Genomic DNA, 23,798 nt, shown 5'->3' on the forward strand with positions numbered 1-23,798 from the left:
CCCGCCCGCCACACCCACAGGAGGACCTGATGCGGAAGGCCGAGAAGGTCATCGTCACCACCGCGGTGACGGGTTCCGTGCACGTGCCGTCGCAGAGCCCCCATCTCCCGCTCTCCGCCCGGGCGGTGGCCGAGTCGGCGCTCGGCGCCGTCGCGGCGGGATCCGCCGTCGTGCACCTGCACGCGCGGCAGCCGGACGGCAGGCCCACGGCGGACCCCGAGGTCTTCGAGGAGATCGTCAGGACCGTCACCGAGCGCACCGACGCCGTCATCAACATCACCACGGGCGGCGCCTCGTCCATGACGATGGAGGAACGCCTCGCCGCACCGCTCAGGCTCAGGCCCGAGCTGGCGTCCATGAACATGGGCTCGATGAACTTCGTGTACGCCGGGATCGCCGACAAGGTGTCCTCCTGGCGGCACGACTGGGAGAAGCCCTACGTGCTCAACACCTACGCGAGGCCGTTCGTCAACACCTTCGAGTCCATCGAGCACACTCTGCGCACCCTCGGCGCGTCCGGCACCCGCTTCGAGTACGAGTGCTACGACATCGGGCACCTCTATTCCCTGGCCCACTTCGTCGACGCGGGCCTCGCCGAGCCTCCCCTGCTGATCCAGGGCGTGTTCGGGGTGCTCGGCGGCATCGGCGCCGACCACGCCAACCTGGAGCACATGGTGCACATCGCGGACAAGCTGTTCGGCGACGACTACCTCTTCTCCGCCTTCGCCGCAGGCCGCGACCAGATGTCCTTCGCCACGCACAGCGCCTGGCTCGGCGGCCACGTGCGGGTGGGCCTGGAGGACAGCCTGTGGGCGGGCAAGGGACGCCTCGCGGAGACCAACGCACAGCAGGTCGAGAAGATCCGTACCGCGGTCGAGGACCTCGGCAGGCAGATCGCCACACCGGCCGAGGCCCGGGAGATGCTCGCGCTGCGCGGCGCCGGGACGGCGGCCCGATGAGCGCGGGGGCGCCGCTCGCCGGCAAGGTCGTCGTGGTGGTCGGCGCGAGCCTGGGCATCGGGGCCGACGCGGCGCGGCTGCTCGCCGCGGACGGCGCGTCCCTCATGCTCGTCGCCCGCGGCGAGGGCCCCCTCGCCGCACTCACCGAGGAGCTCAGGGCCCAGGGGCACGACGTCGCCTGCACCACGGGCGACGTCTCCGACCCGGCCGATGTCGCCGCCTTCGTCGACGCGACCGTCGACCGGTTCGGCCGGCTGGACGGCGCGTACAACAGCGCGGCCGTCACCCAGGGCGGGCGCCTCGACCAGGTGCCCGAGGAGGAGTTCGACCGGATCATGGCCGTGAACGTCAAGGGCACCTGGCTCTGCATCCGCGAGGAGGTGCGGGTCATGGAGCGGCAGGGCTTCGGCTCGATCGTCAACACGAGCAGCATCGGGGGCCTGCGGGGCAGCTCGGGCATGGGCGCCTACCAGGCCACCAAGCACGCGGTCATCGGGCTGACCCGCACCGCGGCCCACGACGTCGGGCCCCTCGGCATCCGGGTCAACGCGATCGCGCCCGGCCCCACCGAGACCCCGATGCTCGAACAGACACGGCGGGCGATCCCCGGGGGCGTGGAGGCGCGCATCGCCGCCACCCCGCTGCGCAAGGCGGGCACGGGCAGCGAGGTCGGGGCGGCCGCGGCCTTCCTGCTCAGCGACCGGGCGAGCCACATCAGCGGGGCCGTGCTGCCGGTCGACGGAGGATTCGGTGCCTGAGCCCGCCGCTCTCGCCGGCACGCTGCGGCTGCCCGCGCGGGTGCACTTCGGGCACGGCGCGCGTGCCCTGCTGCCTGAGGTCGTCGCGCTGCACGGCAGGCGGGTGCTCGCCGTCGTCGACCCGTCCCTCGCGACCACCCCTCACATCACCGCCGCGCTCGACGCCCTGGCAGGCGCGGGCCTCGACGTGCGGACGTACACCGGGATCGCCCCCGAACTGCCCGTGGGAACCCTGGACGCGGCCGCGGCCGCGGCACGCGACCACGGCACGGAGGTCATCTGCGCCATCGGCGGCGGCAGCGCCCTCGACGCGGCCAAACTGATCGCACTGCTGTGCGTGCACGAGGGCCCGCTCGACCGGTACTACGGCGAGGGGCTCGTGCCGGGGCCCGTCGTCCCGGTCGTCGCGGTGCCCACGACCGCGGGCACCGGCTCCGAGGTGACGCCCGTGGCCGTCGTCTCCGATCCCGCGCGCGAACTGAAGGTGGGCGTCTCCAGCCCGTTCCTGGTGCCGGCGGCGGCGGTCGTCGACCCCGACCTGACCCTGGGCGCGCCGCGCACGGTGACCGCCTTCTCCGGCGTCGACGCGCTGGTGCACGCCGCCGAGTCGTACACGGCGCGGCCCCTCACCGCCGACTGGTCGGTGCCGCCGCCGGTGTTCACGGGGCGCAACGCGCTGACGGATCACGTCTCGCTCCAGGCGGCGGCCCAACTGGGGCCGTGGCTGCCGGTCGCCGTCAGGGAGCCCGCCGACCCGCACGCACGTCGCGAGGTCGCGCTCGGCGCGCTGCTGGCCGGTATCGCGTTCGGTTCGACCGGTACGCACCTGTGCCACGCGCTCCAGTACCCGATCGGCGCCCTCACCGGGACACCGCACGGGCTGGGCACCGGCCTGCTGCTGCCCTACGTCCTCGACACGCTGCGCGCCGACGTGTCCGCCGCGGAACGCGTCGCCGCCCTGGGTGCCGCGTGGGAGCACCTCCCCGCGCGGGACGCGTCCGCCGCACGGACCGTCGCACGGGCGGCCGAGCTGGGCGACGCCATCGGGGTGCCCGCGACGCTCGCCGACATCGGCGTCGGCAGGGACCAGCTGCCGGACATCGCGGGACTCGGACTGAAATCGGCGCGGCTGCTCGCCGTCGCCCCGCTCGAACCGTCGCGGGAACTCCTCCTGGACGTGCTCGAACGGGCGCACGCCGGAATCCTCGGCGGAACGGCCCGCCACCACACGACACGGACGGTCTCATGAACCTCCACACGGACCTCTTCATCGGCGGGCGGTGGCGGCCGGGCGCGGACGGCGGCCGGTTCGACGTCGTCGACCCTGCCGACCTCTCGACGCTCGCACGCTTCGCCGTCGCCACCGAGCGCGACTGCATGGACGCCGTCGACGCGGCCGCCGCCGCACAGCAGCCCTGGGCCGCGACCGCGCCGCGCGAGCGCGGCGAACTGCTGCGCGCCGCCTACTCCGTACTCACCGCGGAGGTCGAGCAGTTCGCCGAGCTCATGGTGCGCGAGAACGGCAAGTCCTGGGCGGACGCGCTCGGCGAGGCCCACTACGCCAAGGAGTTCTTCCGCTGGTTCGCCGAGGAGGCCGTCCGCGTGCCGGGCGACTACCGCCTCTCCCCCGCGGGTGACAAGCACATCGTCGTCGACCGGCAGCCGGTCGGGGTGTCGCTGCTGATCACGCCGTGGAACTTCCCCGCAGCGATGGCGACGCGCAAGCTCGCGCCCGCGCTCGCCGCGGGATGCACGACCATCCTCAAACCCGCGGCGGAGACGCCGCTCACCGCGGCGTACGTGGTGGAGGTACTCCGCAGGGTCGGGGTCCCCGACGGCGTCGTCAATCTGGTCACCCCCGTGCCGCCCGGTCCCGCGGTCCGGCGGATGCTCGATCGCCCCGAGGTCAGGAAGCTGTCGTTCACCGGTTCGACCGACATCGGCAGGGAACTGCTGCACGCCTGCGCCGACACGGTGGTGAGCGCCTCGATGGAGCTGGGCGGCAACGCGCCCCTGATCGTACTGCCGGGTGCCGACCTGGACCTGACGGTCGAGGAGGCGCTGCTCGCGAAGCTGCGCAACGGCGGCGCCGCCTGCACCGCGGCCAACCGCTTCTATGTGCACTCCTCGCTGCACGACGCGTTCGTCGCCCGGATGGACGCCGCGCTCGCCGAGGTGAAGGCGGGCCCCGGCCTCGACCGTACGCACGCGCTCGGGGCCCTCGTCTCGGTGGCCGAGCGCGACAAGGTCGCCGCGCTCGTCGAGGCCGCGGTCGCGCAGGGGGCGACCCTCGTACGGGGCGGGCACGCCGGGCGCACCGGCGCGTTCTACGACGCGACGCTGCTCACCGGGGTGATCCACGGCTCGCCCCTCACCCGCACGGAGATCTTCGGACCGGTGACCGCCGTCATCGAGTACGACGACGTCGACGAGGCGGTGCGGATGGCCAACGACACGGTGCACGGCCTGATGGCCTACGTGTTCGGCGAGCAGCGTGCGGCGACGGCCGTGGCCCGCCGCCTCGAAGCCGGCATGGTGGCCGTCAACCGGGGCGTGGCCAGCGACCCGGCAGCGCCGTTCGGCGGGGTCAAGCAGAGCGGCCTCGGCCGTGAGGGCGGCTTCGAGGGGATCCTGGAGTTCCTCGAAGAGAAGTACCTGGCACTGACCGTGTGACGGCGGTCGCCGGAGAATGGCCGAAGGCCGGTCTCGGATGGTTCCGAGACCGGCCTTCGACGGCGGTCCTGACTACTTCTGCCAGCCGATCAGCTCGGGCCGACCGATGATGCCGTAGTTGCCGTAGAACTGGGCCGCGCCGTAGTTGGCCAGCCCCTTCTTGACGGCCCAGATGGTGGGGCCGTTGTGCGTCGGCATGATGCCGTAGGTCTTCATGGCCTCCAGCTCGGCCTTGTTGCCGGCCGCGATCTGCTGGTCAAGCGTCGGCAGGTTGGTGACGGCCTTGGTCTCCTTGTCCATGCTCTTCGGCACCGAGCGGGACACGTTGAGCGTGGAGTCGGAGCAGTACATCTGGCAGATGTAGAGCATCCCGTTCGGGTCGCTCGAAATGAAGCCCATCCCGAATATGTCGAAGGCGCGCTGGGTGAACACCTTGTTGAAGTCGGCGGACGGGTGCGCCTTGATGTCCAGCTGGACGCCGATGTCCTTCATCATCTGGGCGAGGGCGGTGGCCCGGGCCTTGACGGTGGCGCTGTCACCGATGGTGGGGAAGGTCAGTTCCAGCTTCTGGCCGCCCTTGGCGCGCACACCGTCGGAGCCGGCCTTCCAGCCCGCGGCGTCCAGGTCCTTCTTCGCCTGAGCGGCGCTGAACTTGACGAGCTTGCCGAAGTTGTCCTGGTAGCCCTTCTGGAAGGGGTAGAGGAGGAAGGACCCGGGCAGGGGCTCGGTGTAGCCGAGGCCCTGGAAGGTGATCTTCGCAAGCTGGGCCCGGTCGATGCCCTCCATCAGGGCTTTGCGTACCGCCGGGTCCTTCAGCTGTGGCGAGGTGCTGTTGAAGACCAGGAGGTTGTTGGAGGTGGTCGTGCCGCGGCGCAGGTCGGTCCCCTTCACCGACTTGACCTGGTTGAGCTCCTCCGCGTTGCCCGCCTCCACGGCGTCGATCTGGCCGTTCTTGAAGGCATTGATGCTGGCGCTGTCCTCCATCTGGACGAAGGTGAACTCGTCCAGGTGGGCCTTGGCCCCCCACCACTTGGGGTTGGGCTTGTAGGAGACGGTGCCGCCCTCGGCGTCGAACTTGGAGATGGTGTAAGGGCCCGCGCCCCACTCCGCGTGGGGCTTGTTCACGTACGCCTTGTTGAAGGCGTCTGCCTTCGCGATGTGCGGGTTGAGGACCTGGGAGAAGAGGGACTTCCAGTAGACGAACTTCCCGTCGAAGGTGACGACCGCCTCCCTGTCGTCCTTGCCCTTCTTGACCGACGCGATGCTGGAGTAGCCGTCGGTGGATCCGACGACGTAGGCCTGGTCCTTCCCGTTGAGGGCGTTCCAGGTGTCACGGAAGATCGTCCAGTCCATGGCCTGGCCGTCGTTCCACTTGGCCTTCGGGTTGATGTCGTACGTGACCTGGGTGTCGCCGCCCACCGTCGTCTGCTTGACGTCGGTGAGGTAGTCCGTGTTGTACGTGATGTTGCCCTTGGGGTCGTTGAAGGACAGCACGGGCTGGTAGAACCAGGCGATCTTCGACGTGTACAGCGACCCGTTGCCGTTGAGGGGGTTGAGCTGATCGGGGATCTCCACGATGGGGAGCGTCACCTTGCCCCCCTGCTTCAGGTTGCTCGCCGGCTGGGGGTTGTACGAGGTCAGCACCTCGTTCTCCGAGGTGGCGCCCTTGGACTGCTTCTGTCCTGAGTCGTCGGTGCCCCCACCGCTGCACCCGGAGAGGACGAGACAGGCGGTGGCGGCGAACGCCAGCCCGCTCAGAGCGATTCTTCTCATGACGGCCTTTCAGCTCAGTTGTCGACGGACGTGGGCGTGTCCGCGAAGTGACACGCGTAGAGATGGTCCCGGTCGTCCCTCCCGGTGAGCTCCGGAGTGGTTCCGCGGCACTGTGCCTTCTGCGGTTCCGGCAGCGTCAGGTGCAGAGGGCACCTGGTGACGAACCGGCAGCCCGGCCGATCGTCGGTGGGACTGGGCAGGTCCCCCTTGAGCAGGACCCGTTCCCGGGTGCGTTCTGCGGCCGGATCGGGCAGCGGAATCGCGGAGAGAAGTGCCTTGGTGTAGGGGTGTGCGGGGGCGTCGAAGACGGCGTCGATGGCCCCGCTCTCGACGATCCGCCCCAGGTACATCACCGCCACCCGGTCGGAGATGTGGCGCACCACCGAGAGGTCGTGGGCGACGAAGAGGTAGGAAAGACCCAGCTCGGCCTTGAGGTCGTCGAGCAGGTTGATGACGCCGGCCTGCACCGAGACGTCGAGGGCCGAGACCGGCTCGTCGAGGACCAGCAGCCGGGGCTTCGTGACGAGCGCCCGGGCTATGCCGATGCGCTGGCGCTGACCGCCGGAGAAGGCCGCGGGGAAGCGCTCCCGGTGCTCGGGATCGAGGCCCACCAGCTCCATGAGATCCGCCACTTGGGTCTCGAGTGATCTCCGGTCGCGTCGGCCGACGGCGCGCAGGGGTTCGGCGAGGATGTCGAAGACCGTCATCCGAGGGTCCAGCGCGCCCATGGGGTCCTGGAAGACCATCTGGATGCTGCGGCGGACCTCGCTGATGTCCTGTTTCCGCCCCAGGTCCGCCGTGTCCCGGCCGCAGACGGAGATGCTGCCCTCCTCGGGCGGCTTGAGCCCCATGATCTCCAGGAGGGTGGTCGTCTTCCCGCACCCCGACTCACCGACGAGGCCGAGCGTCTCGCCCTCGCGGATGTCCAGGTCGATGCCGTTGACGGCGAAGACGGTGCCCACCTGGCGTCGGAGCAGTCCGCCCCTGGTGAGCGGGAAGGTCTTGGTGACGCCGGAGAGTTCCAGGACCTTGGGCCGGTCCTCCCGGGGGGCGGCGATGGCCAGGTTCTCCTTCGGGGCGGGGACGGGATAGATGGGCTCGCCGCCGATGGCGGCGCCGTCGATCTCCGCGGCGCGCCGGCAGGCGGTCGCGTGCTCACCGCCGGTGCCGTCCCCTGCGATCTGCAGCAGGGGCGGTTCCGCTTCCCGGCAGGCGTCCTCCACCGCAGGGCAGCGAGCGGCGAAGGGACAGGCGTCGGGCAGGTCCACCAGGAGCGGCGGAGTCCCGGGGACGGGCGTCAGGGCGCCCTTGGCGCGCTCGTCCAGGCGGGGTATCGCCCCCATCAGGCCGATGGTGTACGGCATGCGCGGGCGGGCGAAGAGTTCGTCCACCCCGGCTCGCTCGACGGCGCGTCCCGCATACATCACCACGACGTCGTCGGCGGAGCCCGCCACCACCCCGAGGTCGTGGGTGATCATGATGACCGCGGCCCCGGTCTCACGCTGGGCGGTCTTGAGCACATCCAGGATCTGCGCCTGCACGGTGACGTCGAGGGCGGTCGTCGGTTCGTCGGCGATGATCAGGTCGGGGTCGTTCGCGATCGCCATGGCGATGACGGCGCGCTGGCGCATGCCGCCGGAGAACTCGTGCGGGAATCCCTTGGCCCGGCGGTCGGGGTTGGGAATTCCGACCAGGTCGAGGAGTTCGACGGCCCTCTTCCAGGCGGCAGCGGACGAGATGCGCTGGTGGATCTGGAGGGCCTCGACGATCTGGGACCCGATGCTGAAGATCGGGGTGAGTGACGACAGCGGGTCCTGGAAGATCATGCCGATCCGGCGGCCGCGCACCTTCGACATCTGACGGTCGTCGAGGTCGAGGAGGTTCTCGCCGCCGAGCACGACCTCGCCGGTGACTGCTGCGTAGTCGGGCAGCAGTCCCATGACGGCCATGGAGGTGACGGACTTGCCCGACCCGGACTCGCCGACGATGCCCAGGGTCTTGCCCCGGTGCAGATCGAAGGAGACACCGCGGACGGCGTCCACCCTGCCCGCCTCAGAGGGGAAGGTCACCCTCAGGTCGCGCACGGACAGCAGGGGCCGCCCGGTGTCGGGCTTGGTCGTGACAGCGCGCTGCTCGATCATGCGCGGCCTCCAGACTGCGAGGTGGGGTCGAGGGCGTCCCGCAGGCCGTCACCGATGAGCGCCATGGCCACGGTGAGCAGGACCACCATGGCCGCGGGCAGGTAGAACAGCCAGGGAGCGGTGGACAGTGTGTTCTGTCCGTCGGCCAGCATCGAACCCAGGGACACGTCGGGCTGCTTGACGCCGAATCCGATGAAGGAGAGCGCGGTCTCGGACTGCACGGTCGAGGCGACACCGAGGGTGAACGTCACGATGAGCAGGGACCCGATGTTGGGCACGAGGTGGCGGACGATGATCCGCATCGGGCTCACGCCCATGAAGCGCGCCGCCAGCACGTACTCCCGCTCCCGCAGGGACGTGGCCAGGGACCAGATCACCCGGGCGGTGAGCATCCAGCCGAACAGGGTGAGGACCACGACCAGCACCTGCCACTCGCCCCGGTAGTGCGTGCCGACCAGGGCGATGATGAGGAACGAGGGCAGGATGAGCAGGAAGTGCACGAAGCCGAGCATCACGCGCTCGACCTTGCCGCCGAAGTAGGCGGCGGTGGTGCCGAACAGTCCGGCGATGGCGGTGGTCAGCAGGGACACTGTGACGGCGATCACCAGCGACCTGCCGAGGCCGTGCACGAGCTGGGCGTAGACGTCATTGCCCGCGCCATTGGTGCCCAGCAGGTGGCCTCCGGTCCCGGGGGCGACGGTGAGTGCGGCGAAGTCCGCCTCACTGTAGTTCCAGTGCGTCAGGAACCGGCCGAAGACTGCGAAGAACACGAGGAGGGCGAAAAGCAACAGGCCGCCGAGCGCTGCCTTGTTGCGTGCGAAGCGCCGCATGTACAGCTTGAACGGGGAGAGCCGCCTGCCGCCGGGCCCGGTCTTCCCGGCGGCCGGTGCCCCGGTCCTCGCGGGGCGCATGTCTTCGGCGTCGGGTCCGGCGCCTGGCATGTTGATGACCATGTCAGCTCACCCTGATCCTGGGGTCGAGGGCCACGATGACGAGGTCGGCGAGGATGGCGCCGATCGCCGTCATGAGGGCGCCGAAGGCTGCGACGGCGACGACGCCGTGCACGTCGTTGGTGCTGATGGTCTTGGTGAAGTACTCGCCCATCCCGTGCCAGGCGAAGACCGTCTCCGTGATCACGGCGCCGGTGAAGAGCGCGGGCATCGCGAAGGCGACCTGGGTGGCGACGGGAATGATGGAAGTCCGCAGCCCATGGCGGTAGATGGCCTGTTGCCGCGTCAGCCCCTTGGCGCGGGCCGTACGGACATAGTCGGAGTTGATGTGGTCGAGCAGCAGCGACCGCTGCAAGAGGTGGTACCCGGCATAGGAGATGAAGGTGAGCGAGATCGTGGGCAGGATCGCGTGCGACGCGCGGGAGCCCAGGATTGCCCAGAAGCCGCCGACGTCGGGGCTCTGGGCACCGGCCACGGGCAGCAGTGTGTTCCCCAGGGCCTGGTTCAGCGCGATCGCCCCGAGCACCACGGCGAGGGAGGCCACCGCGGAGGGCGTGTTGAAGGAGAGGACGGAGATTCCCTGCCACACCCGGTCGGCGGGCCGGTACTGGCGTGACGCGGTGTGGACGCCCAGTGCGACCCCGACGATGATGGAGAGGACCGTGGACGCGAGGACCAACTGCCCACTGACGAAGATCCGGTAGGCGACCTGCGCGTTGACACTGCCGCCGGTCGGCGACTGGCCCCAGTCGAAGTGGGTCACGATCTGGGATATCCAGTGCCACCACCGATCGAGGATCGGCTTGTCCGGATTGAGGTTGTAGAGCGACAGCGAATGGTTGATCTGGGCTGGAGTTCGAGGCGGTCGCAGCGCGGTGTAGTTCGACGCGGGCTTGAGGAAGGCGTTGGCGAGGAAGTACGTGAGGTTGGTCGCGACGACGATCATCAAAAACCAGCCGACTGCTTTGCGGGCGATGTAACGCAGCACTGTGAGCCGGCCTTTCGTGAGGTAGGGCGAGTCGGCCCGCGGATCCGGTGGGTGACCGGACGCTTGGCCGCGTTGACCGGGCACCGGTTCACGAGCGCTCGGGCAGGACGACGTGCGGATGCTCGGGGGGTCAGAAAAGGGTTGGCGCGCAGCCGCTCTGATGCACGATCCTGGGGTGGGCTGCCGGATCCGCACGGGCGGGCGGGGCAGGGGTGAGCAGTGCGCCGGGCATGAAGCGACAACCTCGCGTGGGTGTGAGCCAGTTCAAGACGGCCGCAGGATGCAGCGCCGTTGCTGACAATCCCAACTGCCCTTATGTCACGTCAAGGTTGGTCAGGTCGCGATCCGGTTAAGCCGAAACCACATTTCAGTCATTCTTCGTGAAACTTTTCAACGCCGTGGCGGACGCGCGTTGAACGACAGGATTCCGGCGGTCGCCGGGCGCCGCGCGATGCCCGGGCTCCGTCGCTCGGCGAGGTGGGATACGGGGTCTCGTGACTCCGGGGGCGGGCTCCTGGTGCGCGGCGACGCCGGTGTCCCCGACCGGCTTCCGGCAGGCCCACGAAAATGATCGAAGGCCGGTTTCGGATGGTTCCGAAACCGGCCTTCGATGACGACTCTCACGAGTCGGGACGACAGGATTTGAACCTGCGACCCCTTGACCCCCAGTCAAGTGCGCTACCAAGCTGCGCCACGTCCCGGTGCGTGATCACGCGGGACAACCATACCGCACGGCCAAGGGTGCCCAGGTCACGTCGGGCGCCCGCGCGGGGGACAATCGCGGGATGGAGCACGGAAAGGGTACGGGAGGCGCGGCGCGGGGCGGCAGGGACCGGGACGCCGGGGGCAGGGCCCGCAGCGCGCGGCCGCGCGACGGCCTCGGCAGGCCGCTGCCGTACGGAGCGCGCGGGGTCGCGCGGCAGCCCGAGGGCGTGGTGCGCACCCCCGCGGAGAGCGTCGCCGAGGCGCAGCGGCTGCTCGACGCGGGGCTGCCGTTCCACGCGCACGAGGTGTTCGAGGACGCCTGGAAGTCGGGCCCCGACGAGGAGCGCGCGCTGTGGCGCGGGCTCGCGCAGCTCGCCGTGGGGCTGACGCACGCGGCGCGCGGCAATGCCAAGGGCGCGCGGCGGCTGCTGCTGCGGGGCGCCGCGGTCGTCGAGGCGTACGGGCGTCCCGCGCACGGCCTCGACCTGCCGGGGCTCACGGCGTGGGCGCGCGGCCTCGCGGACCGGGTGGGCGCGGGCAGGCCGGCGGCCGACCCCGCGGCCGAGGCGCCGCGCCTGCTCGGTTGACGCTGCGGGCACGCTCACCCCTCGACGAGGATCACCTCCAGGGTGCGCGGGCCGTGCACGCCCTCCACCCGGTCGAGCTCGATGTCGCTGGTCGCGGACGGCCCGGAGATCCAGGTCAGCGGGCGGGTCGGGTCAAGGCGCGGCATGGCCTGCGGGACGCCGCCGACGACCTGTTCGGGGACACGCACGACGCAGATGTGGTGGTCGGGCACGAGCGTGATGCGGCGCCTGCCCTGGTCGGGCCCCGCGTCCAGGACGATGGTGCCGGTCTCGGCGATCGCGAGGGCGCAGCCGGTGACGACGGAGTCCACGGCGTCGAGCCGGGCGGGCGTGGCCGTCTCGGGGACGCGGGTCGCTGCGGCGTCGGCGAGCCACTCGTCGGGCAGCCCGTGCGGGACGGCGACGGAGGTGCTGCCGCGCTCGGCGAGCAGGCGTACGACGAGCGCGGGCAGCCCGGCGGCCGCGCACCGGTGCACGACGGCGCGGTAGTCGTCGAGATTCTCCGCGAGCAGGTCCACGATCCGGTCGTCCGGCGTGTGGGTGTCGCGGTAGCCGCGCTCGGGCTCCGGCGCCTCGGGCGCCTGGGCGACGGCCGCGCGCACCCGGGCCAGGATGCGTGCGCGGGCGTGGGGTGCGGTGCTCACGATCCGCCGTCCTTCCTGCCGCCCGTGCGGGTGGCGCCGTTGGTGCGGTTCTTGCGCCACCAGTCGCGGAACGACTCGGGCGGCAGCTCCGGCAGGTCGCGGCTGTCGGTCCAGGCACCGGCGCCCGGGACCCGCGACGGGTGCAGCCTGCGGGTGGCACTCGCCGCCCGCTCCCCCGCCGCGAGGACGCCCGGGTGCTCGAACACCCAGGTGGCCGCCTTGATCGCGGCGCGCTCCAGCCGGTGCCCCTTGCCGCCCTGGTGGGCGATCTCGTCCCGCAGGTGCACCAGCACCTCGGGGATGTCGATGGCGACGGGGCACACCTCGTAGCAGGCGCCGCACAGCGAGGAGGCGTACGGCAGCGACGCGTCGATCTCGCTGCGCGTCCCCCGCAGCTGGGGGCTGAGGATCGCGCCGATCGGGCCGGGGTAGACCGAGCCGTACGCGTGGCCGCCGGCCCGCTCGTACACGGGGCAGACGTTGAGGCAGGCGGAGCAGCGGATGCAGCGCAGCGCCTGGCGTCCGACCTCGTCGGCGAGGGTGTCCGTGCGGCCGTTGTCGAGGAGGACGAGGTGGAAGGTCTCCGGTCCGTCGCCCTCGGTGGTGCCGGTCCACATGGTCGTGTACGGGTTCATCCGCTCGGCGGTGGACGAGCGCGGCAGGGTCTGGAGGAAGACCTCCAGGTCGCGCCAGGTCGGTACGACCTTCTCGATACCGACGACGGAGATCAGCGTCTCGGGGAGGGTCAGGCACATCCGCCCGTTGCCCTCGGACTCGAAGACGGCGAGGGTGCCGGTCTCGGCGACCATGAAATTGGCCCCGGAGACGCCGACCTTGGCGCGCAGGAACTTCTCGCGGAGGTGGAGGCGCGCGGCCTCGGCGAGTTCGGCGGGCGCGTCGGAGAGGTCGTCGGGCGCCGGCCTGCCCCACTGGGCCATCCGGCGGGCGAAGATCTCCCTGATCTCGGCGCGGTTGCGGTGGATGGCGGGCACCAGGATGTGGGACGGCCGGTCGTCGCCGAGCTGGACGATCAGCTCGGCGAGATCGGTCTCGTACGCGGCGATGCCCTCGGCCGCGAGCGCCTCGTTGAGCCCGATCTCCTGCGTGGCCATCGACTTGACCTTGACGACCTCGGTCTCGCCCGTGGCCTTCACCAGGTCGGCGACGATGCGGTTGGCCTCGTCGGCGTCGGCGGCCCAGTGGACCTGGCCGCCCGCCGCGGTGACGGACTCCTCCAGCTGGACGAGGTAGCGGTCCAGGTTGCGGAGGGTGTGGTCCTTGATCTGCTTGCCGGCCTCGCGCAGCTCGGCCCAGTCGTCGAGTTCCGCGACGGCCTTCGCGCGCTTGTCGCGGATGGTGTGGGTGGCGTAGCGGAGGTTGCCCCGCAGGGTCTCGTCGGCGAGCGCCTCCTTCGCCGCCGTGGGGAACGCCGGCATTCCGACGAACGTGCCGCTCATGACCAGGGCTCCTCTTCGGTCGAGGCAAGGATCTCGGCGAGGTGCAGGGGGCGCACCGGGTCGCCCTCGCGCCTGAGCACGCCCCCGATGTGCATCAGGCAGGAGTTGTCGGCGCCGCACAGCACCTCGGCGCCGGTGGACCCGGCGTTGCGGGCCTTGTCCCGGCCCATCGCCGCCGACACGTCGGGGTTCTTGACGGCGAAGGTGCCGCCGAAGCCGCAGCACTCCTCGGCGCCGGGCAGCTCGCGCAGGTCAAGGCCCTTGACCGCGCCGAGCAGCCGGCGGGGGCGGTCGCCGAGCCCGATCAGGCGCAGGCCGTGGCAGGAGGGGTGGTAGGTGACGGAGTGCGGGAAGTACGCGCCGACGTCGGTCACACCGAGGACGTCCACCAGGAACTCGGTGAGCTCATACATCCGAGGGGCGAGCGCGGCGGCCGCGCTGTCCCCCATCGCCGGGTAGTGGTTCCTGACCATGGCGGCGCAGGAGCCCGACGGGGTCACCACGTGGTCGTAGCCGTCGAAGACGTCCGCCATGCGGCGGGCGAGGGGCACGGTCTCCGCGCGGTACCCCGTGTTGAACTGGGGCTGTCCGCAACAGGTCTGCCCTTCGGGGAAGTCGACCTCCACCCCGAGGCGCTCCAGGAGCCGCACGGTCGCGACACCGGTGGACGGGTACACGGCGTCATTGACGCAGGTGACGAAGAGAGCGACGCGCATGGGTCGAGCATATGCCGGGCCCGTGCGCGTACAGAAGGGCCGGGCCGGTGTGAGGGGACGCCAGACATCGGATGGCTGCGGGCGTTCCGTACGTCCGCCCGCCCGGCCGAGGGGGGCGGGCGCCGGGGGCCGGTCTCTGGCGCTGTGACGGCCGCCACGCGACCTGGCGCGCATGTCCGGCCGGATCGCGGGAAGGCGCGGGTCCGAAGTCCGCCTGAAGGACCCCTGCGGAGAAAGGCAGGCACACCCGTGCTGATGGCTCACCCCACGATGCTGCGTCACCTCGTCGAGAGCTACGAGGCGGCAAGGGCCCTGCATGCCCGGCAGGGCGGCAAGGAGGCTTTGCGGCGCCTGGAGGACGCCACGTACACGCTGTGCGTCTCGACCGGCACCAGGACCGCCGAGGAGGCGCTGGCGGCCGCGGGCAGACGGATCGCCGCGGCCGAGGCCGCCACCGAGGCACCCGGCGGGCTCGCGGCCGCCGTCTGACCGGTCGGCAGCGCCCCGCCGCGGCAGCCCAGCCAGCCGTACGACACGTGGAACGAACGGATCGGGCCCATGGAAGGGCGTCTCCCTGAACCCACCGCGGAAACGCTCCGCGAGGCGGCCGAGAAACTGGCGGACTCGGCGGAGGCCGTGAGCGAGATCGCCGTGAGCGCGGCGGCGGCCGTGGATCCGTGGCTGCTGCCGCACCGCCTGAGAATCCTCCGGTTCGTCGGTGACCGGCCGGGGCTCAACCTGACCCGGCTCGCCGAGGGGACCGGCATGACACTGCCGCGCGCCAGCCGCATGTGCGCGACCCTGGAGGCGGCAGAGCTGATCGAGCGCAGGCCCGTACGCGGGGACCGCAGGGAGATCGGCCTCGTCCTGACCGAGCGGGGCGCGAGCCTGCTCGCCGACTACCGCGACCGGCGGGCCGCACGCCTCACCGACGTCATGCGCCACATGCCGGGCGAGAGCGCCCTCGCCCTCCTCGCCGGACTGCGCTCCTTCGTCTCCTCACTCGCCGACACCCAGGACCCCTGAGCCTCCCCGCGGCTCGTCGCCGGCGGCGAGCGCCTCGGGCACAGAGCCGTACACCGGCAGCGCCTCGTCGAGGCCTATGACGTCGAACAGCCGCCGCAGGAAGGCGGAGGGGCTGGCGATCCGCAGCCGGCCGCCGAGCGCGACACGGGCGCGCAGCAGCACGTTCACCGTCGTGGAGTCGGCGAAGGCGACCTTCGACAGATCCACCACGACCGGTCCGTCGGCCTGCCCGTCCGCCGCTTCTGCGAGCGCGTCGCCGAGCGGGGCGACCGTGTCGAGGTCGAGTTCGCCGTCGACGGCCAGGACGACCGCGGCGCCTTCCCGGCTCGACGTCAGTTCCATCGCCCTGTCGGCGCTGGGAGGAGGCAGCACGGTGTTCCTTAGGACGGTGGACGGCTCGGCATCAGGAGACCCCACGATAGAAGCGATAGTTGTCATTTGACAACATTCTCTGGTGGGCAACAATCTGTTCACCGGCTGCGGGCGGGTCCGCCGCGCCGGGAGTACAACGTGCCGTACCAGGAAGCAGGGGCTGAATGACGCTACGCGCTGTCCGCCACGTGACCTCGCGCCGCCTCGGCCGGCGGACCGCCGAGCTCGCCGAGGCGCCCCGCCGCCGCGGCGCGGAAGGCGCTGAGCCCCTCGGCGAGCGCCACGATGTCCCCGGGCTCCATGCGGTCGAGCACCGTCTCGACCTCGCGCGCGCGAAAGGAGCGGTACTCGTCGAGCACGGTGCGCCCCTGCCTGCTGAGCCGCAGCTCCACCTCGCGCCTGCTGGTCGGGCTCGGCGAGCGGACGACCAGGCCCATGGCCTCCATCCGGTCGCACAATCTGCTCAACGACGAGGGACGCGAGCCGAGGATCTCGCTCAGCGTGCGAAGATTGGCGCCCTCGTACCCTTCGATGACCAGCAGAGCCCGTAGTTGCGACGGCGAGACGGGCCCGGACGGCGCCGCCTCCTGGCCACGGCCCCAGAGCACCTCAAGCAGCTCGGAGGCGGCGCGGGCGGCCATGGCGACCTGCTCGCGCCGGTGCGACTGAGCCGTGAAGCGGGACATCGATCCACTCTTTCATCCGACACGGGTATTTGTCAGCCCAGACAGATTCACCCTGAGAAGAAGGCCTCAAGAACGTGACTGTACTGGCGGACATGGAAAGAGCGGTCCGGTCAGCGGCCCCGCACGCCCTCGTGGACGTGGTGCGCGAAGGGCTCGCCGCCGCGTACGGCGCGACTCGGGTGCGGCTCTACCTGGCGGATTACGGGCTGACGGCGCTGCGGCCCGTCGGCGGTCTCGCCGAGGAGGCCCTGTCGCTGAACAACAGTGCCGAGGGCCGCGCCTTCGGCAGCCAGGAGCCCCGGGAGCACCAGGGGCGCGAGGAGGTCGACCACCATCTGCCCGTCTCGGTGCGCGGCGACCGGCTCGGGATCCTGAGCGTGCGGATGCCGCTCGCGCGGTCGGTGCCCGAGGCGGTGGCCGAGCTGGTGCGCGTCGCCGACCTGCTGGGGCACGAGATCCTGGTCGCAGAGCGCGACACCGACCTGTACCGGCAGGCGCGCCGGGTCAGCAGGCTGACGCTCGCCGCCGAGATGCAGTGGGAGCTGCTGCCCGCGCGGGCGTGCGAGGCGGCGGAGTACGCGATCGGGGCGCAGCTGGAGCCCGCGTACGCGATCCACGGCGACAACTTCGACTGGTCGGCCGACGAGCACGCGCTGACCCTGTCGGTCACCAACGGCATGGGCAAGGGCATCGAGGCGTCCCTGCTGACCCATCTGGCCGTGAAGGCGCTGCGCAACGCCCGCAGGGCGGGCATCGGCATCGCCGACCAGGCGGCGCTCGCCGACCAGGCGCTGTACGCGCAGCACCGGGGCGCGCAGTACGTGTCGACGCTGCTGCTCCACTTCGACCTGGCCACGGGCCAGGTGCAGGCGGTGGACGCGGGCTCGCCGCAGCTGTGGCGCAGGCGGGGCAAGTCGGTGGAGCGGATCGATCTGGAGGCGCAGCTGCCGCTCGGCATGTTCGAGGAGTCCGACTACCGTGCGCAGCCGTTCCTGGTGGAGCCGGGCGACCGGCTGCTGTTCGTGAGCGACGGGGTGTACTCGGCGGTCTCGCCGCACGGCGAGGCGTACGGGGACCGGGCGCTGGCCAGGGCGATCAGCTCGACGAGTCTGCTGCCCGCGGCGCTGGTGCCGCAGGCGGTGCTCGGGGAGCTGGCGCAGCACCGGCAGACGGAGACGCTCGACGACGCCCTGGTGGTCTGCGTGGACTGGTTCGGCCGGGGGGTGCGGGCGTAGGGGCGCACGCACCGGTCGGCGGGGTGCGCGGGCCCGGGCGGAGGCCGAAGAACGGGGCGGGCCGCCGGCTCCCCGGCCTGTGGGCCGGTGGTCGGGGTCCTCTGTGAGTCCCGGGCCGGCGGGCCGGTGTGCCGGAGACGGGGGCTTGGGCCGGAGCCCGGGGTCTGCGGCTGCCTGACCTGTGGGCCGGGCCTCGGGGGCTTGCGGGTACCGGGTCTCGGGGCGCGCGTGCGCCCGGCGGGTGGGCCGCCGGGCTCAGGTCTACCGGGGCAGGTCGAAGCGGGCCCTGACGCGCTTGCCGACGGGGACGAGCTCGGCGGTGACCGCGTCGCTGACCGCGCGGACGATCTCCATGCCGTGGCCGCCGAGCCGCGCGGGGTCCGGCGGGAAGAAGCGGGGCAGCGTCGTGCTGCTGTCGTAGACGGTGACCGACGCGTAGCGCGCGGTGCCTTCGAGCTCGATCACGTAGGGGCCGTGGCTGTGCCGCTCCGCGTTGGTGACCAGCTCGCTCACCACGAGCAGCACGTCCTGGCGGGTGCGCTCGTCGAGCGGGGCGAGCCACTCGGCGCCGAGCTGCTGGAGGAAACGCACGGCGAGGTCTCTGGCCGACGCTATGGAACCCGGCTCCCCGGTGAACTGCGCGGCCCTGTTCAGGCACTGGGTCGGCTGCACGGACGGCTCCGTACCGACGGGGAGCGTCGCCCCCGAGACGGTGATCTGTTCGTTCATCTGCTCCTGCCCGCGCACCAGTGGGCGTCCGGGATCCCCGCTGTCCGTCCACGCTTATGCCCCCTCATGCGCTTCTCATGCGCACGGTCGGCGGTGAGGGCTGTCACGACCTGCCGGGCAGCCTCACGACGGTCACGAAGAACTCGTCGATCTGCCGGACGGCCGCGATGAACTGGTCGAGGTCGACCGGCTTGGTGACATAGGCGTTGGCGTGCAGCTTGTAGCTGCGCAGGATGTCCTCCTCGGCCGACGAGGTGGTGAGGACCACCACGGGGATCAGCGCGAGCTCCGGGTCCGTCTTGATGCGCTCGAGGACCTGGCGGCCGTCGTAGCGGGGCAGGTTGAGGTCGAGGAGGATCAGGTCGGGGCGCGGCGCGTCCTCGTACGGGGCGCGGCGGTAGAGGAAGTCGAGGGCCTCCTGGCCGTCGCGCACGACGTGCAGGGCGTTGCGGATCTTGTTGTCCTCGAACGCCTCGCGGGTCATCAGCTCGTCGCCCGCGTCGTCCTCGACCAGGAGGACCTCGATGGGCTTCGGCTGCGCGGGAAGGGTCATGTCGCGGCTCCGTACGGGGTGCTCGTTGCGGGGGCGGGGGCGGGGAGCGGCACGGGCCGCTGCGCGGCGTGCCGGTCGGCGGAGTCTGCGGGCAGGACGAAGTGCAGGGCGGTGCCGCCGTCGGGCACCGGTTCGAGCCAGATCCGGCCCCCGTGGAACTCGACGATCTTCCGGCACAGGGCGAGCCCGATGCCGGTGCCCTCGTACTCGTCGCGCGCGTGCAGGCGCTGGAAGATCACGAAGACCTTCTCGGCGAACTCGGGGGCCACGCCGATGCCGTTGTCCGTGACGCTGAAGTGCCACAGGGCGGCGTCCTCGGCGCCGGGCGCCGAGTTCTCGCGCACGCAGTCGAGCACGATGCGCGCGGGCCGGTCGGGGCTGCGGAACTTGATCGCGTTGCCGATGAGGTTCTGCCAGAGCATGGCGAGGGTGGTGGGGTCGCCGTGCACCTCGGGCAGCGGGGACTGCCGTACGACGGTGACGCCGTTCTCCTCGATGACCATGGCGAGGTTGCCGAGGGCCCGGTCGACGGACGCGTCGAGGCCCACGGCCTGCCAGGCGTCGTGGACGCGGCCGACGCGGGAGAACGTCAGCAGGTCGTTGATGAGGACCTGCATGCGCTTGGCTCCGTCGACGGCGAAGTCGATGTACTGCTTGCCCCGGTCGTCGAGCCGGTCGCCGTACCGCTTCTCCAGGAGCTGGCAGAACGAGGCGACCTTGCGCAGCGGCTCCTGGAGGTCGTGCGAGGCGACGTAGGCGAACTGCTCCAGCTCCGAGTTGGAGCGGCGCAGCTCCTCGGTCTGGTCGGCGAGCAGTTCCTCGCGCTGCCTGCTGTCGTCCAGCTCGGCGACGAACCGCGCCCGCATGTCCTCGACGGCGGCGCCCACGGCGCGCAGGTCGGAGGGGCCCGTGACCTCGATGCGGCGGCCGAACGCCCCGGCCCGCACGCCGTCCGACGCGGCCCGCAGCTGGGCGAGGGGGCGGCCGACCATGTGGTGGAGCAGGAGCGCGAGGGCCACGACGGCGGCCACGAAGAAGACGAGCATCACGAGGAAGACGACCTCGCTGACCTGCCTGCTGTGTTCGAGGCGCGCCCTGGCCTGGTCCCTCGCGGTGTCGAGGTGGTCGCCCTGGGTGGCGAACAGCTTGCGCAGCCCGTCGAACTGGATCCTGCTGCGGTTGAGCTGGGCGCCGGACGCGGTGAGCTTGCCGTGCGCGCGTACCTGGCTGATCAGGGGCTGTGCGACGTCGGCGCGCCAGCGCGCGGCGGCGCGGGTGATGGCCTCGGTGTCACCGAGGAGCGCGGGGTCGTCCGCCAGGATGCGGTGCACCCCGGCGGTGAAGCGACGCTCGCTCTCGACGCCGTCGGTGTAGGGCTGGAGGAACGTGGGGTCGGCGGTCAGGGCGTAGCCCCGTACGCCGGTCTCCTGGTCGAGCAGCGACTTCTGGAGCTGGTAGACGGCGGCCCTCGCGGGCTGGATGCGGTCGGTCAGCTCGTCGCTGCGGCTGTTGGTCCTGGAGAGCAGCACGCCGCCGACGGCGGTGCAGCCGACCACCACGACGACCATGGCGGCGAGGATCAGCCGGCCCCAGCCCTGGACGGACAGCCGGTCGCGGGTGAGGTGCCAGAGGGTCATGCGCGGCCTCCCCAGCCGAGGTGGAGTACGGCGACGTCGTCGGCGAGCCCGCCGAAGGGCGCGGCGCCCGCGGTGGCCTCGGCGACCAGGGTGTCGACGAAGTCCCGTGCGGACAGGGCGCCGTGGCGCCTGGCGAGGGCGAGGAGGCCCTCCTCGCCGAGGCGGGACACGGGGCCCGTACGGCCCTCGAACAGGCCGTCGGTGAAGAGCACGACATGGCCGCCAGGCGGCAGCGGGACCGTGCTCTCGCTCCAGCGGCCCGCGCCGGGCAGCAGGCCGAGCGCCATGCCGACGCTCGGCTCGATCCAGCTGACGGAGGTGCCCTCGCGGACCAGGAGCCCGGGGTGGCCGGCCCGCACGACGCGTACCTCGCCGCCGCCCCGCGGGAAGGAGAGCGAGGTGACGGTGGCGAAGACGTGCTGGTCGGAGCGTTCCGCGACGAGTATCTCCTCCAGCAGCCCGACCAGTTCGAGCGGGGCGGTGCCGCACAGGACCGCGGTGCGCCAGGCGACGCGGAGGCAGACGCCGAGCGCGGCCTCGGCGGCGCCGTGGCCCGACACGTCGCCTATGACCGCGTGGACGGTGCCGTCCGTGGTCTGCACCACGTCGTAGAAGTCGCCGCTGAGGAGGCCGTGGGCGCGCCCCGGCTCGTAGCGGGCGAACGCCTCGAAGTCGTCGCCGCGCAGCAGCGGCACGGGCAGCAGGCCGCGTTCGAGCCTGGCGTTCTCCTGGGCCATGAGCTCGTTGGCGCGCAGGGCGGCGGTGGCGCGTTCGACCTGCTTGCGCTGGAGCGCGTAGCGGACGGCGCGGCTGAGGATCTCCGGGTCGAGGCGGTCCTTGACCAGGTAGTCCTGGGCGCCGGTGGCGACGGCGGTGAGGCCGGTCTCGCCCTCGGCCATGCCGGTCAGCACGACGATGGCGGCGTCGGGGGCCCGGTGGACGATGCGGGTGACGGCGTCGACGCCGTGGGCGTCGGGGAGGTGGAGGTCGAGCAGGACGCAGACGGGCCCGGTGGCGCCTGTCAGGTGCCGCTGGGCCTCGCTGACCGTCTTGCACCAGGTCAGGGCGGACTCCAGGTCGCTGTCCGCGAGCATCTCCTCGACCAGCAGCGCGTCGCCCGGGTCGTCCTCGACCAGGAGCAGGACGGCGTCCACCGCGCGCCGGGCGTCCCGTGCGCCGGACGCCGTCTCCTGCACGGGCAGCGCACCGGACGCCGGCACGCTGCTCCGCCTCGGCCCAAGCTGCGGCACGGGCACCCGAAGGGGCGACTCTGCCACGCTCACACCCCCACTCGCCTGGCGGCGCGCACGACGGCACCGCTCCGGCGGGAAGCATATGCGACAGCGGTTACGTGTTTTCGGGGACGGCCGCCCCGGCCGGGGAGCGATCGGTGGCAAATGGCACGCGTCACCCCGGCGTCGGCGGGCAGACGGACTCCCGAGGAAGGAAGATCCGCGAAGGGGGGTGCCGATGACCACCGTCGAAGAAGGGCCTGACGGCGCGACCGCCGAGGGCTCGCGGTGGCTGGACGCCCGGCCCGCGGGGGCGGCCGAGGCACGTGACCTGACCGCCGCCTACCTGGCGGGGCAGGGTGCCCGGGTGCCGGAGCCCGTGCGGGACGACGTACTGCTCGTGGTCTCCGAGCTGGTGACCAACGCCCTGCGGCACGCGGGCGGGGCGCACGGCCTGCGGGTCGCGGTCCGCCCTGCGGGTGTCGAGGTGACCGTGCAGGACGGCAGTGCCCGGCGGCCCGTCGAGCGCGGGCACGGCGGCGAGTGGCTGCCTGGCGGCTACGGCTGGCCGATGGTGTGCCGCCTCGCCGAGGTGGCGGTCGTGCCGCTGGGCCCTGACGGGAAGCTCGTACGGGCGACCGTGCCGGTGCGGCAGGGCTGACGGAGGGGCCGGTGCCCGCCCTTCGGGGCGAGCCTGGCGCCGCCGGCGGGAAGCCGGGCGGCGAGCCGCGGATGAGGACGGCGAAGAGGAAGACGGCGAGGAAGAAGACGAAGGGCACACGGGAAGGGCCGAAGACCGCGTCGAGCGGGAGAGCGGTGTCCGGCCCCTCGGGCCCTGGCACCCGGGCCCAGGCCGACCGCCCCGCGCAGGGCTGCCGGCGCTACCGGTGGCCGACCGGCGTCGCGGTCGGTGCCGGGGCCGCTCATGACGAGTGCCGGCACCGACCGCGGCCAGTGGCCGCGCGCTGCGGAGGCTTACGCCCCCCGCTTCCCCCCAGAACCGGTTCGCAGCGCGCTGTGCGACAAGCATGGCGCAGGTGGGGGCCGCTTTTCTTCGTTCAGCTTCTCTTACGAAATCCGGTGTGAATAATGGTGAGGCCAACAGGACGACCCCTCTCCCCTTCCCCCCGGAGGGCCACCGGACATGCACAAGAAGGCGCTCAGCGCCATGCTGCGCGAACGCCGCGCCCTGATCAGCCCTGAGTCGCACGGGCTGGCCCGGCCGACCGGGCAGGGAAGACGCGCGCCCGGCCTCTCGCAGCAGCAGGTGGACCTGCTGCTGAACCGCGCGATCCACACGTACCACCGCCTCGAATCGGGCACGTACCACAATCCGCCGGTCGGTCTGCTGCGTGAGGTCGCGCAGCTGTTCCGCTTCGACGAGCAGGAGTGGGTGTCCCTGTGCCGCTACGCGCGGGACGAGGACCCGCCGGGGCCGCTGCGCCCCTCGGCGGGCAAGGAGATCCCCGGCATGTGGCAGGAGGCGGTCGAGGGCATCCTGCACCCGGCCTACATCACGGACGCGTCCTGGGACATGCTGGCGTGCAACAGCCCGTTCACGGAGATGGTGCCGGACGGGCGGGTGCCCGCGAACATGATGCGGTTCATGCTGCTCGACCCGGACGGGCGCGCGATCCTCAGCGACTGGGAGACCGCCTGGGCTCCGCTGCTGGTACCGCAGTTGCGGGCCGCGCTGGTGGCGCGGCCCGACGACACGGTGCTGCGGGAGATCGAGCGCGAGGTGCTCGCCGACCCGCTCGCGGGGCCGCTGTACGAGGCGGGCGGCGCGGTCATCCACCCCGACGGCGACGAGCGGCCGATCCGGCACGTGAAGCTGGGGCCCGGCTGGCTGCGGATGTGCGCGGCGCAGCCGCTGGCGTCGCCGGGGGCGCGGCTGATCATCCTGATGTACCAGCAGGGCCCGCGGCAGGACGGCGCACCGGCGATCCGCTCGGGCGGGGTCTGAGCCCCGCCGCC

The 23,798-nt window shown here is 71.8% G+C and carries 23 protein-coding genes and 1 tRNA gene; 10 read left to right on the forward strand and 14 right to left on the reverse strand.

The genetic code is table 11. The annotated features are described in order from the left end of the window. Nucleotides 1–29 precede the first annotated feature (29 nt). From AB0910_RS01245 to AB0910_RS01260, 4 genes are read left to right on the forward strand one after another with little or no spacing between them, the layout of a single operon-like run. A complete protein-coding gene (locus AB0910_RS01245) occupies nucleotides 30–959 on the forward strand; it encodes a 3-keto-5-aminohexanoate cleavage protein (RefSeq protein WP_366742390.1) in 930 nt (309 codons plus the stop codon). Continuing rightward, complete coding sequence (locus AB0910_RS01250) at nucleotides 956–1,717, forward strand: SDR family NAD(P)-dependent oxidoreductase (RefSeq protein ID WP_366742391.1); 762 nt, start codon at nucleotides 956–958, stop codon at nucleotides 1,715–1,717. Before AB0910_RS01245 ends, AB0910_RS01250 begins: the two co-directional genes overlap by 4 nt. After that, the gene (locus AB0910_RS01255; protein WP_366742392.1) at nucleotides 1,710–2,966 is read left to right on the forward strand and encodes an iron-containing alcohol dehydrogenase; all 1,257 of its coding nucleotides are present in this window, start codon (nucleotides 1,710–1,712) and stop codon (nucleotides 2,964–2,966) included. The genes AB0910_RS01250 and AB0910_RS01255 overlap by 8 nt, the downstream gene beginning before the upstream one ends. Beyond that, the gene (locus tag AB0910_RS01260; RefSeq protein ID WP_366742393.1) at nucleotides 2,963–4,390 is read left to right on the forward strand and encodes an aldehyde dehydrogenase family protein; all 1,428 of its coding nucleotides are present in this window, start codon (nucleotides 2,963–2,965) and stop codon (nucleotides 4,388–4,390) included. The genes AB0910_RS01255 and AB0910_RS01260 overlap by 4 nt, the downstream gene beginning before the upstream one ends. A 72-nt stretch (nucleotides 4,391–4,462) precedes the next feature. Here AB0910_RS01260 and AB0910_RS01265 read toward each other — a convergent pair whose 3' ends face one another. The 5 genes from AB0910_RS01265 to AB0910_RS01285 form a co-directional block, all read right to left on the reverse strand. Continuing rightward, a complete protein-coding gene (locus AB0910_RS01265) occupies nucleotides 4,463–6,163 on the reverse strand; it encodes an ABC transporter family substrate-binding protein (protein ID WP_366742394.1) in 1,701 nt (566 codons plus the stop codon). 14 nt (nucleotides 6,164–6,177) lie between these two features. Further along, on the reverse strand, nucleotides 6,178–8,304 hold the full coding sequence (locus AB0910_RS01270) for an ABC transporter ATP-binding protein (RefSeq protein ID WP_366742395.1): 2,127 nt from the start codon (nucleotides 8,302–8,304) through the stop codon (nucleotides 6,178–6,180). Further along, nucleotides 8,301–9,257 carry an ABC transporter permease gene (locus tag AB0910_RS01275; RefSeq protein WP_366742396.1) on the reverse strand — a complete coding sequence of 319 codons (957 nt, stop codon included), beginning with the start codon at nucleotides 9,255–9,257 and terminating at the stop codon, nucleotides 8,301–8,303. Before AB0910_RS01275 ends, AB0910_RS01270 begins: the two co-directional genes overlap by 4 nt. A gap of 1 nt (nucleotide 9,258) precedes the next feature. Then, nucleotides 9,259–10,242, reverse strand: coding sequence for an ABC transporter permease (locus tag AB0910_RS01280; RefSeq protein ID WP_366742397.1), 984 nt, complete (start codon nucleotides 10,240–10,242; stop codon nucleotides 9,259–9,261). Nucleotides 10,243–10,869: 627 nt separating this feature from the next. Further along, nucleotides 10,870–10,943 (reverse strand) — tRNA-Pro (locus tag AB0910_RS01285). A gap of 84 nt (nucleotides 10,944–11,027) precedes the next feature. Between AB0910_RS01285 and AB0910_RS01290 the strand changes: the two genes are divergently transcribed. Beyond that, nucleotides 11,028–11,534, forward strand: a complete 507-nt coding sequence (locus tag AB0910_RS01290) for a DUF309 domain-containing protein (RefSeq protein WP_366742398.1) — start codon at nucleotides 11,028–11,030, stop codon at nucleotides 11,532–11,534. Nucleotides 11,535–11,548: 14 nt separating this feature from the next. On the opposite strand, the gene AB0910_RS01295 is transcribed toward AB0910_RS01290, so the two are convergent. From AB0910_RS01295 to AB0910_RS01305, 3 genes are read right to left on the reverse strand one after another with little or no spacing between them, the layout of a single operon-like run. Next, nucleotides 11,549–12,178 (reverse strand): LUD domain-containing protein, encoded by a 630-nt coding sequence (locus tag AB0910_RS01295; protein ID WP_366742399.1) that lies wholly within the window; start codon nucleotides 12,176–12,178, stop codon nucleotides 11,549–11,551. Further along, nucleotides 12,175–13,635, reverse strand: a complete 1,461-nt coding sequence (locus tag AB0910_RS01300; RefSeq protein ID WP_366742400.1) for a LutB/LldF family L-lactate oxidation iron-sulfur protein — start codon at nucleotides 13,633–13,635, stop codon at nucleotides 12,175–12,177. Before AB0910_RS01300 ends, AB0910_RS01295 begins: the two co-directional genes overlap by 4 nt. After that, nucleotides 13,632–14,351 (reverse strand): (Fe-S)-binding protein, encoded by a 720-nt coding sequence (locus AB0910_RS01305; protein ID WP_366742401.1) that lies wholly within the window; start codon nucleotides 14,349–14,351, stop codon nucleotides 13,632–13,634. The genes AB0910_RS01300 and AB0910_RS01305 overlap by 4 nt, the downstream gene beginning before the upstream one ends. A gap of 249 nt (nucleotides 14,352–14,600) precedes the next feature. Between AB0910_RS01305 and AB0910_RS01310 the strand changes: the two genes are divergently transcribed. Beyond that, nucleotides 14,601–14,840: a DUF5133 domain-containing protein gene (locus tag AB0910_RS01310; RefSeq protein WP_366742402.1), complete on the forward strand. Its 240-nt coding sequence runs from the start codon at nucleotides 14,601–14,603 to the stop codon at nucleotides 14,838–14,840. A gap of 69 nt (nucleotides 14,841–14,909) precedes the next feature. Then, nucleotides 14,910–15,377: a MarR family transcriptional regulator gene (locus AB0910_RS01315; protein WP_366742403.1), complete on the forward strand. Its 468-nt coding sequence runs from the start codon at nucleotides 14,910–14,912 to the stop codon at nucleotides 15,375–15,377. Here the strand turns inward: AB0910_RS01315 and AB0910_RS01320 are convergent. Next, a complete protein-coding gene (locus AB0910_RS01320; RefSeq protein WP_366742404.1) occupies nucleotides 15,351–15,749 on the reverse strand; it encodes an STAS domain-containing protein in 399 nt (132 codons plus the stop codon). The genes AB0910_RS01315 and AB0910_RS01320 overlap by 27 nt on opposite strands. Nucleotides 15,750–15,919: 170 nt before the next feature. Beyond that, a complete protein-coding gene (locus AB0910_RS01325; protein WP_366742405.1) occupies nucleotides 15,920–16,435 on the reverse strand; it encodes a MarR family winged helix-turn-helix transcriptional regulator in 516 nt (171 codons plus the stop codon). 92 nt (nucleotides 16,436–16,527) lie between these two features. Here AB0910_RS01325 and AB0910_RS01330 point away from each other — a divergent pair, with 92 nt between their 5' ends. Beyond that, on the forward strand, nucleotides 16,528–17,670 hold the full coding sequence (locus tag AB0910_RS01330; RefSeq protein WP_366742406.1) for a PP2C family protein-serine/threonine phosphatase: 1,143 nt from the start codon (nucleotides 16,528–16,530) through the stop codon (nucleotides 17,668–17,670). A 261-nt stretch (nucleotides 17,671–17,931) separates the two neighbouring features. On the opposite strand, the gene AB0910_RS01335 is transcribed toward AB0910_RS01330, so the two are convergent. From AB0910_RS01335 to AB0910_RS01350, 4 genes are all read right to left on the reverse strand, one after another. Further along, complete coding sequence (locus AB0910_RS01335; RefSeq protein ID WP_366742407.1) at nucleotides 17,932–18,399, reverse strand: ATP-binding protein; 468 nt, start codon at nucleotides 18,397–18,399, stop codon at nucleotides 17,932–17,934. 103 nt (nucleotides 18,400–18,502) lie between these two features. Continuing rightward, a complete protein-coding gene (locus tag AB0910_RS01340; RefSeq protein WP_366742408.1) occupies nucleotides 18,503–18,952 on the reverse strand; it encodes a response regulator in 450 nt (149 codons plus the stop codon). Then, on the reverse strand, nucleotides 18,949–20,589 hold the full coding sequence (locus AB0910_RS01345) for a CHASE3 domain-containing protein (RefSeq protein WP_366742409.1): 1,641 nt from the start codon (nucleotides 20,587–20,589) through the stop codon (nucleotides 18,949–18,951). The genes AB0910_RS01340 and AB0910_RS01345 overlap by 4 nt, the downstream gene beginning before the upstream one ends. Further along, a complete protein-coding gene (locus AB0910_RS01350) occupies nucleotides 20,586–21,791 on the reverse strand; it encodes a SpoIIE family protein phosphatase (protein WP_366742725.1) in 1,206 nt (401 codons plus the stop codon). The genes AB0910_RS01345 and AB0910_RS01350 overlap by 4 nt, the downstream gene beginning before the upstream one ends. Nucleotides 21,792–22,059: 268 nt before the next feature. Here AB0910_RS01350 and AB0910_RS01355 point away from each other — a divergent pair, with 268 nt between their 5' ends. Continuing rightward, a complete protein-coding gene (locus tag AB0910_RS01355) occupies nucleotides 22,060–22,482 on the forward strand; it encodes an ATP-binding protein (RefSeq protein ID WP_366742410.1) in 423 nt (140 codons plus the stop codon). A 483-nt stretch (nucleotides 22,483–22,965) separates the two neighbouring features. Beyond that, the gene (locus AB0910_RS01360) at nucleotides 22,966–23,787 is read left to right on the forward strand and encodes an XRE family transcriptional regulator (RefSeq protein ID WP_366742411.1); all 822 of its coding nucleotides are present in this window, start codon (nucleotides 22,966–22,968) and stop codon (nucleotides 23,785–23,787) included. The last annotated feature ends 11 nt before the right edge of the window (nucleotides 23,788–23,798 follow it).

The organism is Streptomyces sp. NPDC047002 (genome assembly GCF_040704505.1).
In the GTDB taxonomy this organism is placed as follows: Bacteria; Actinomycetota; Actinomycetes; order Streptomycetales; family Streptomycetaceae; genus Streptomyces.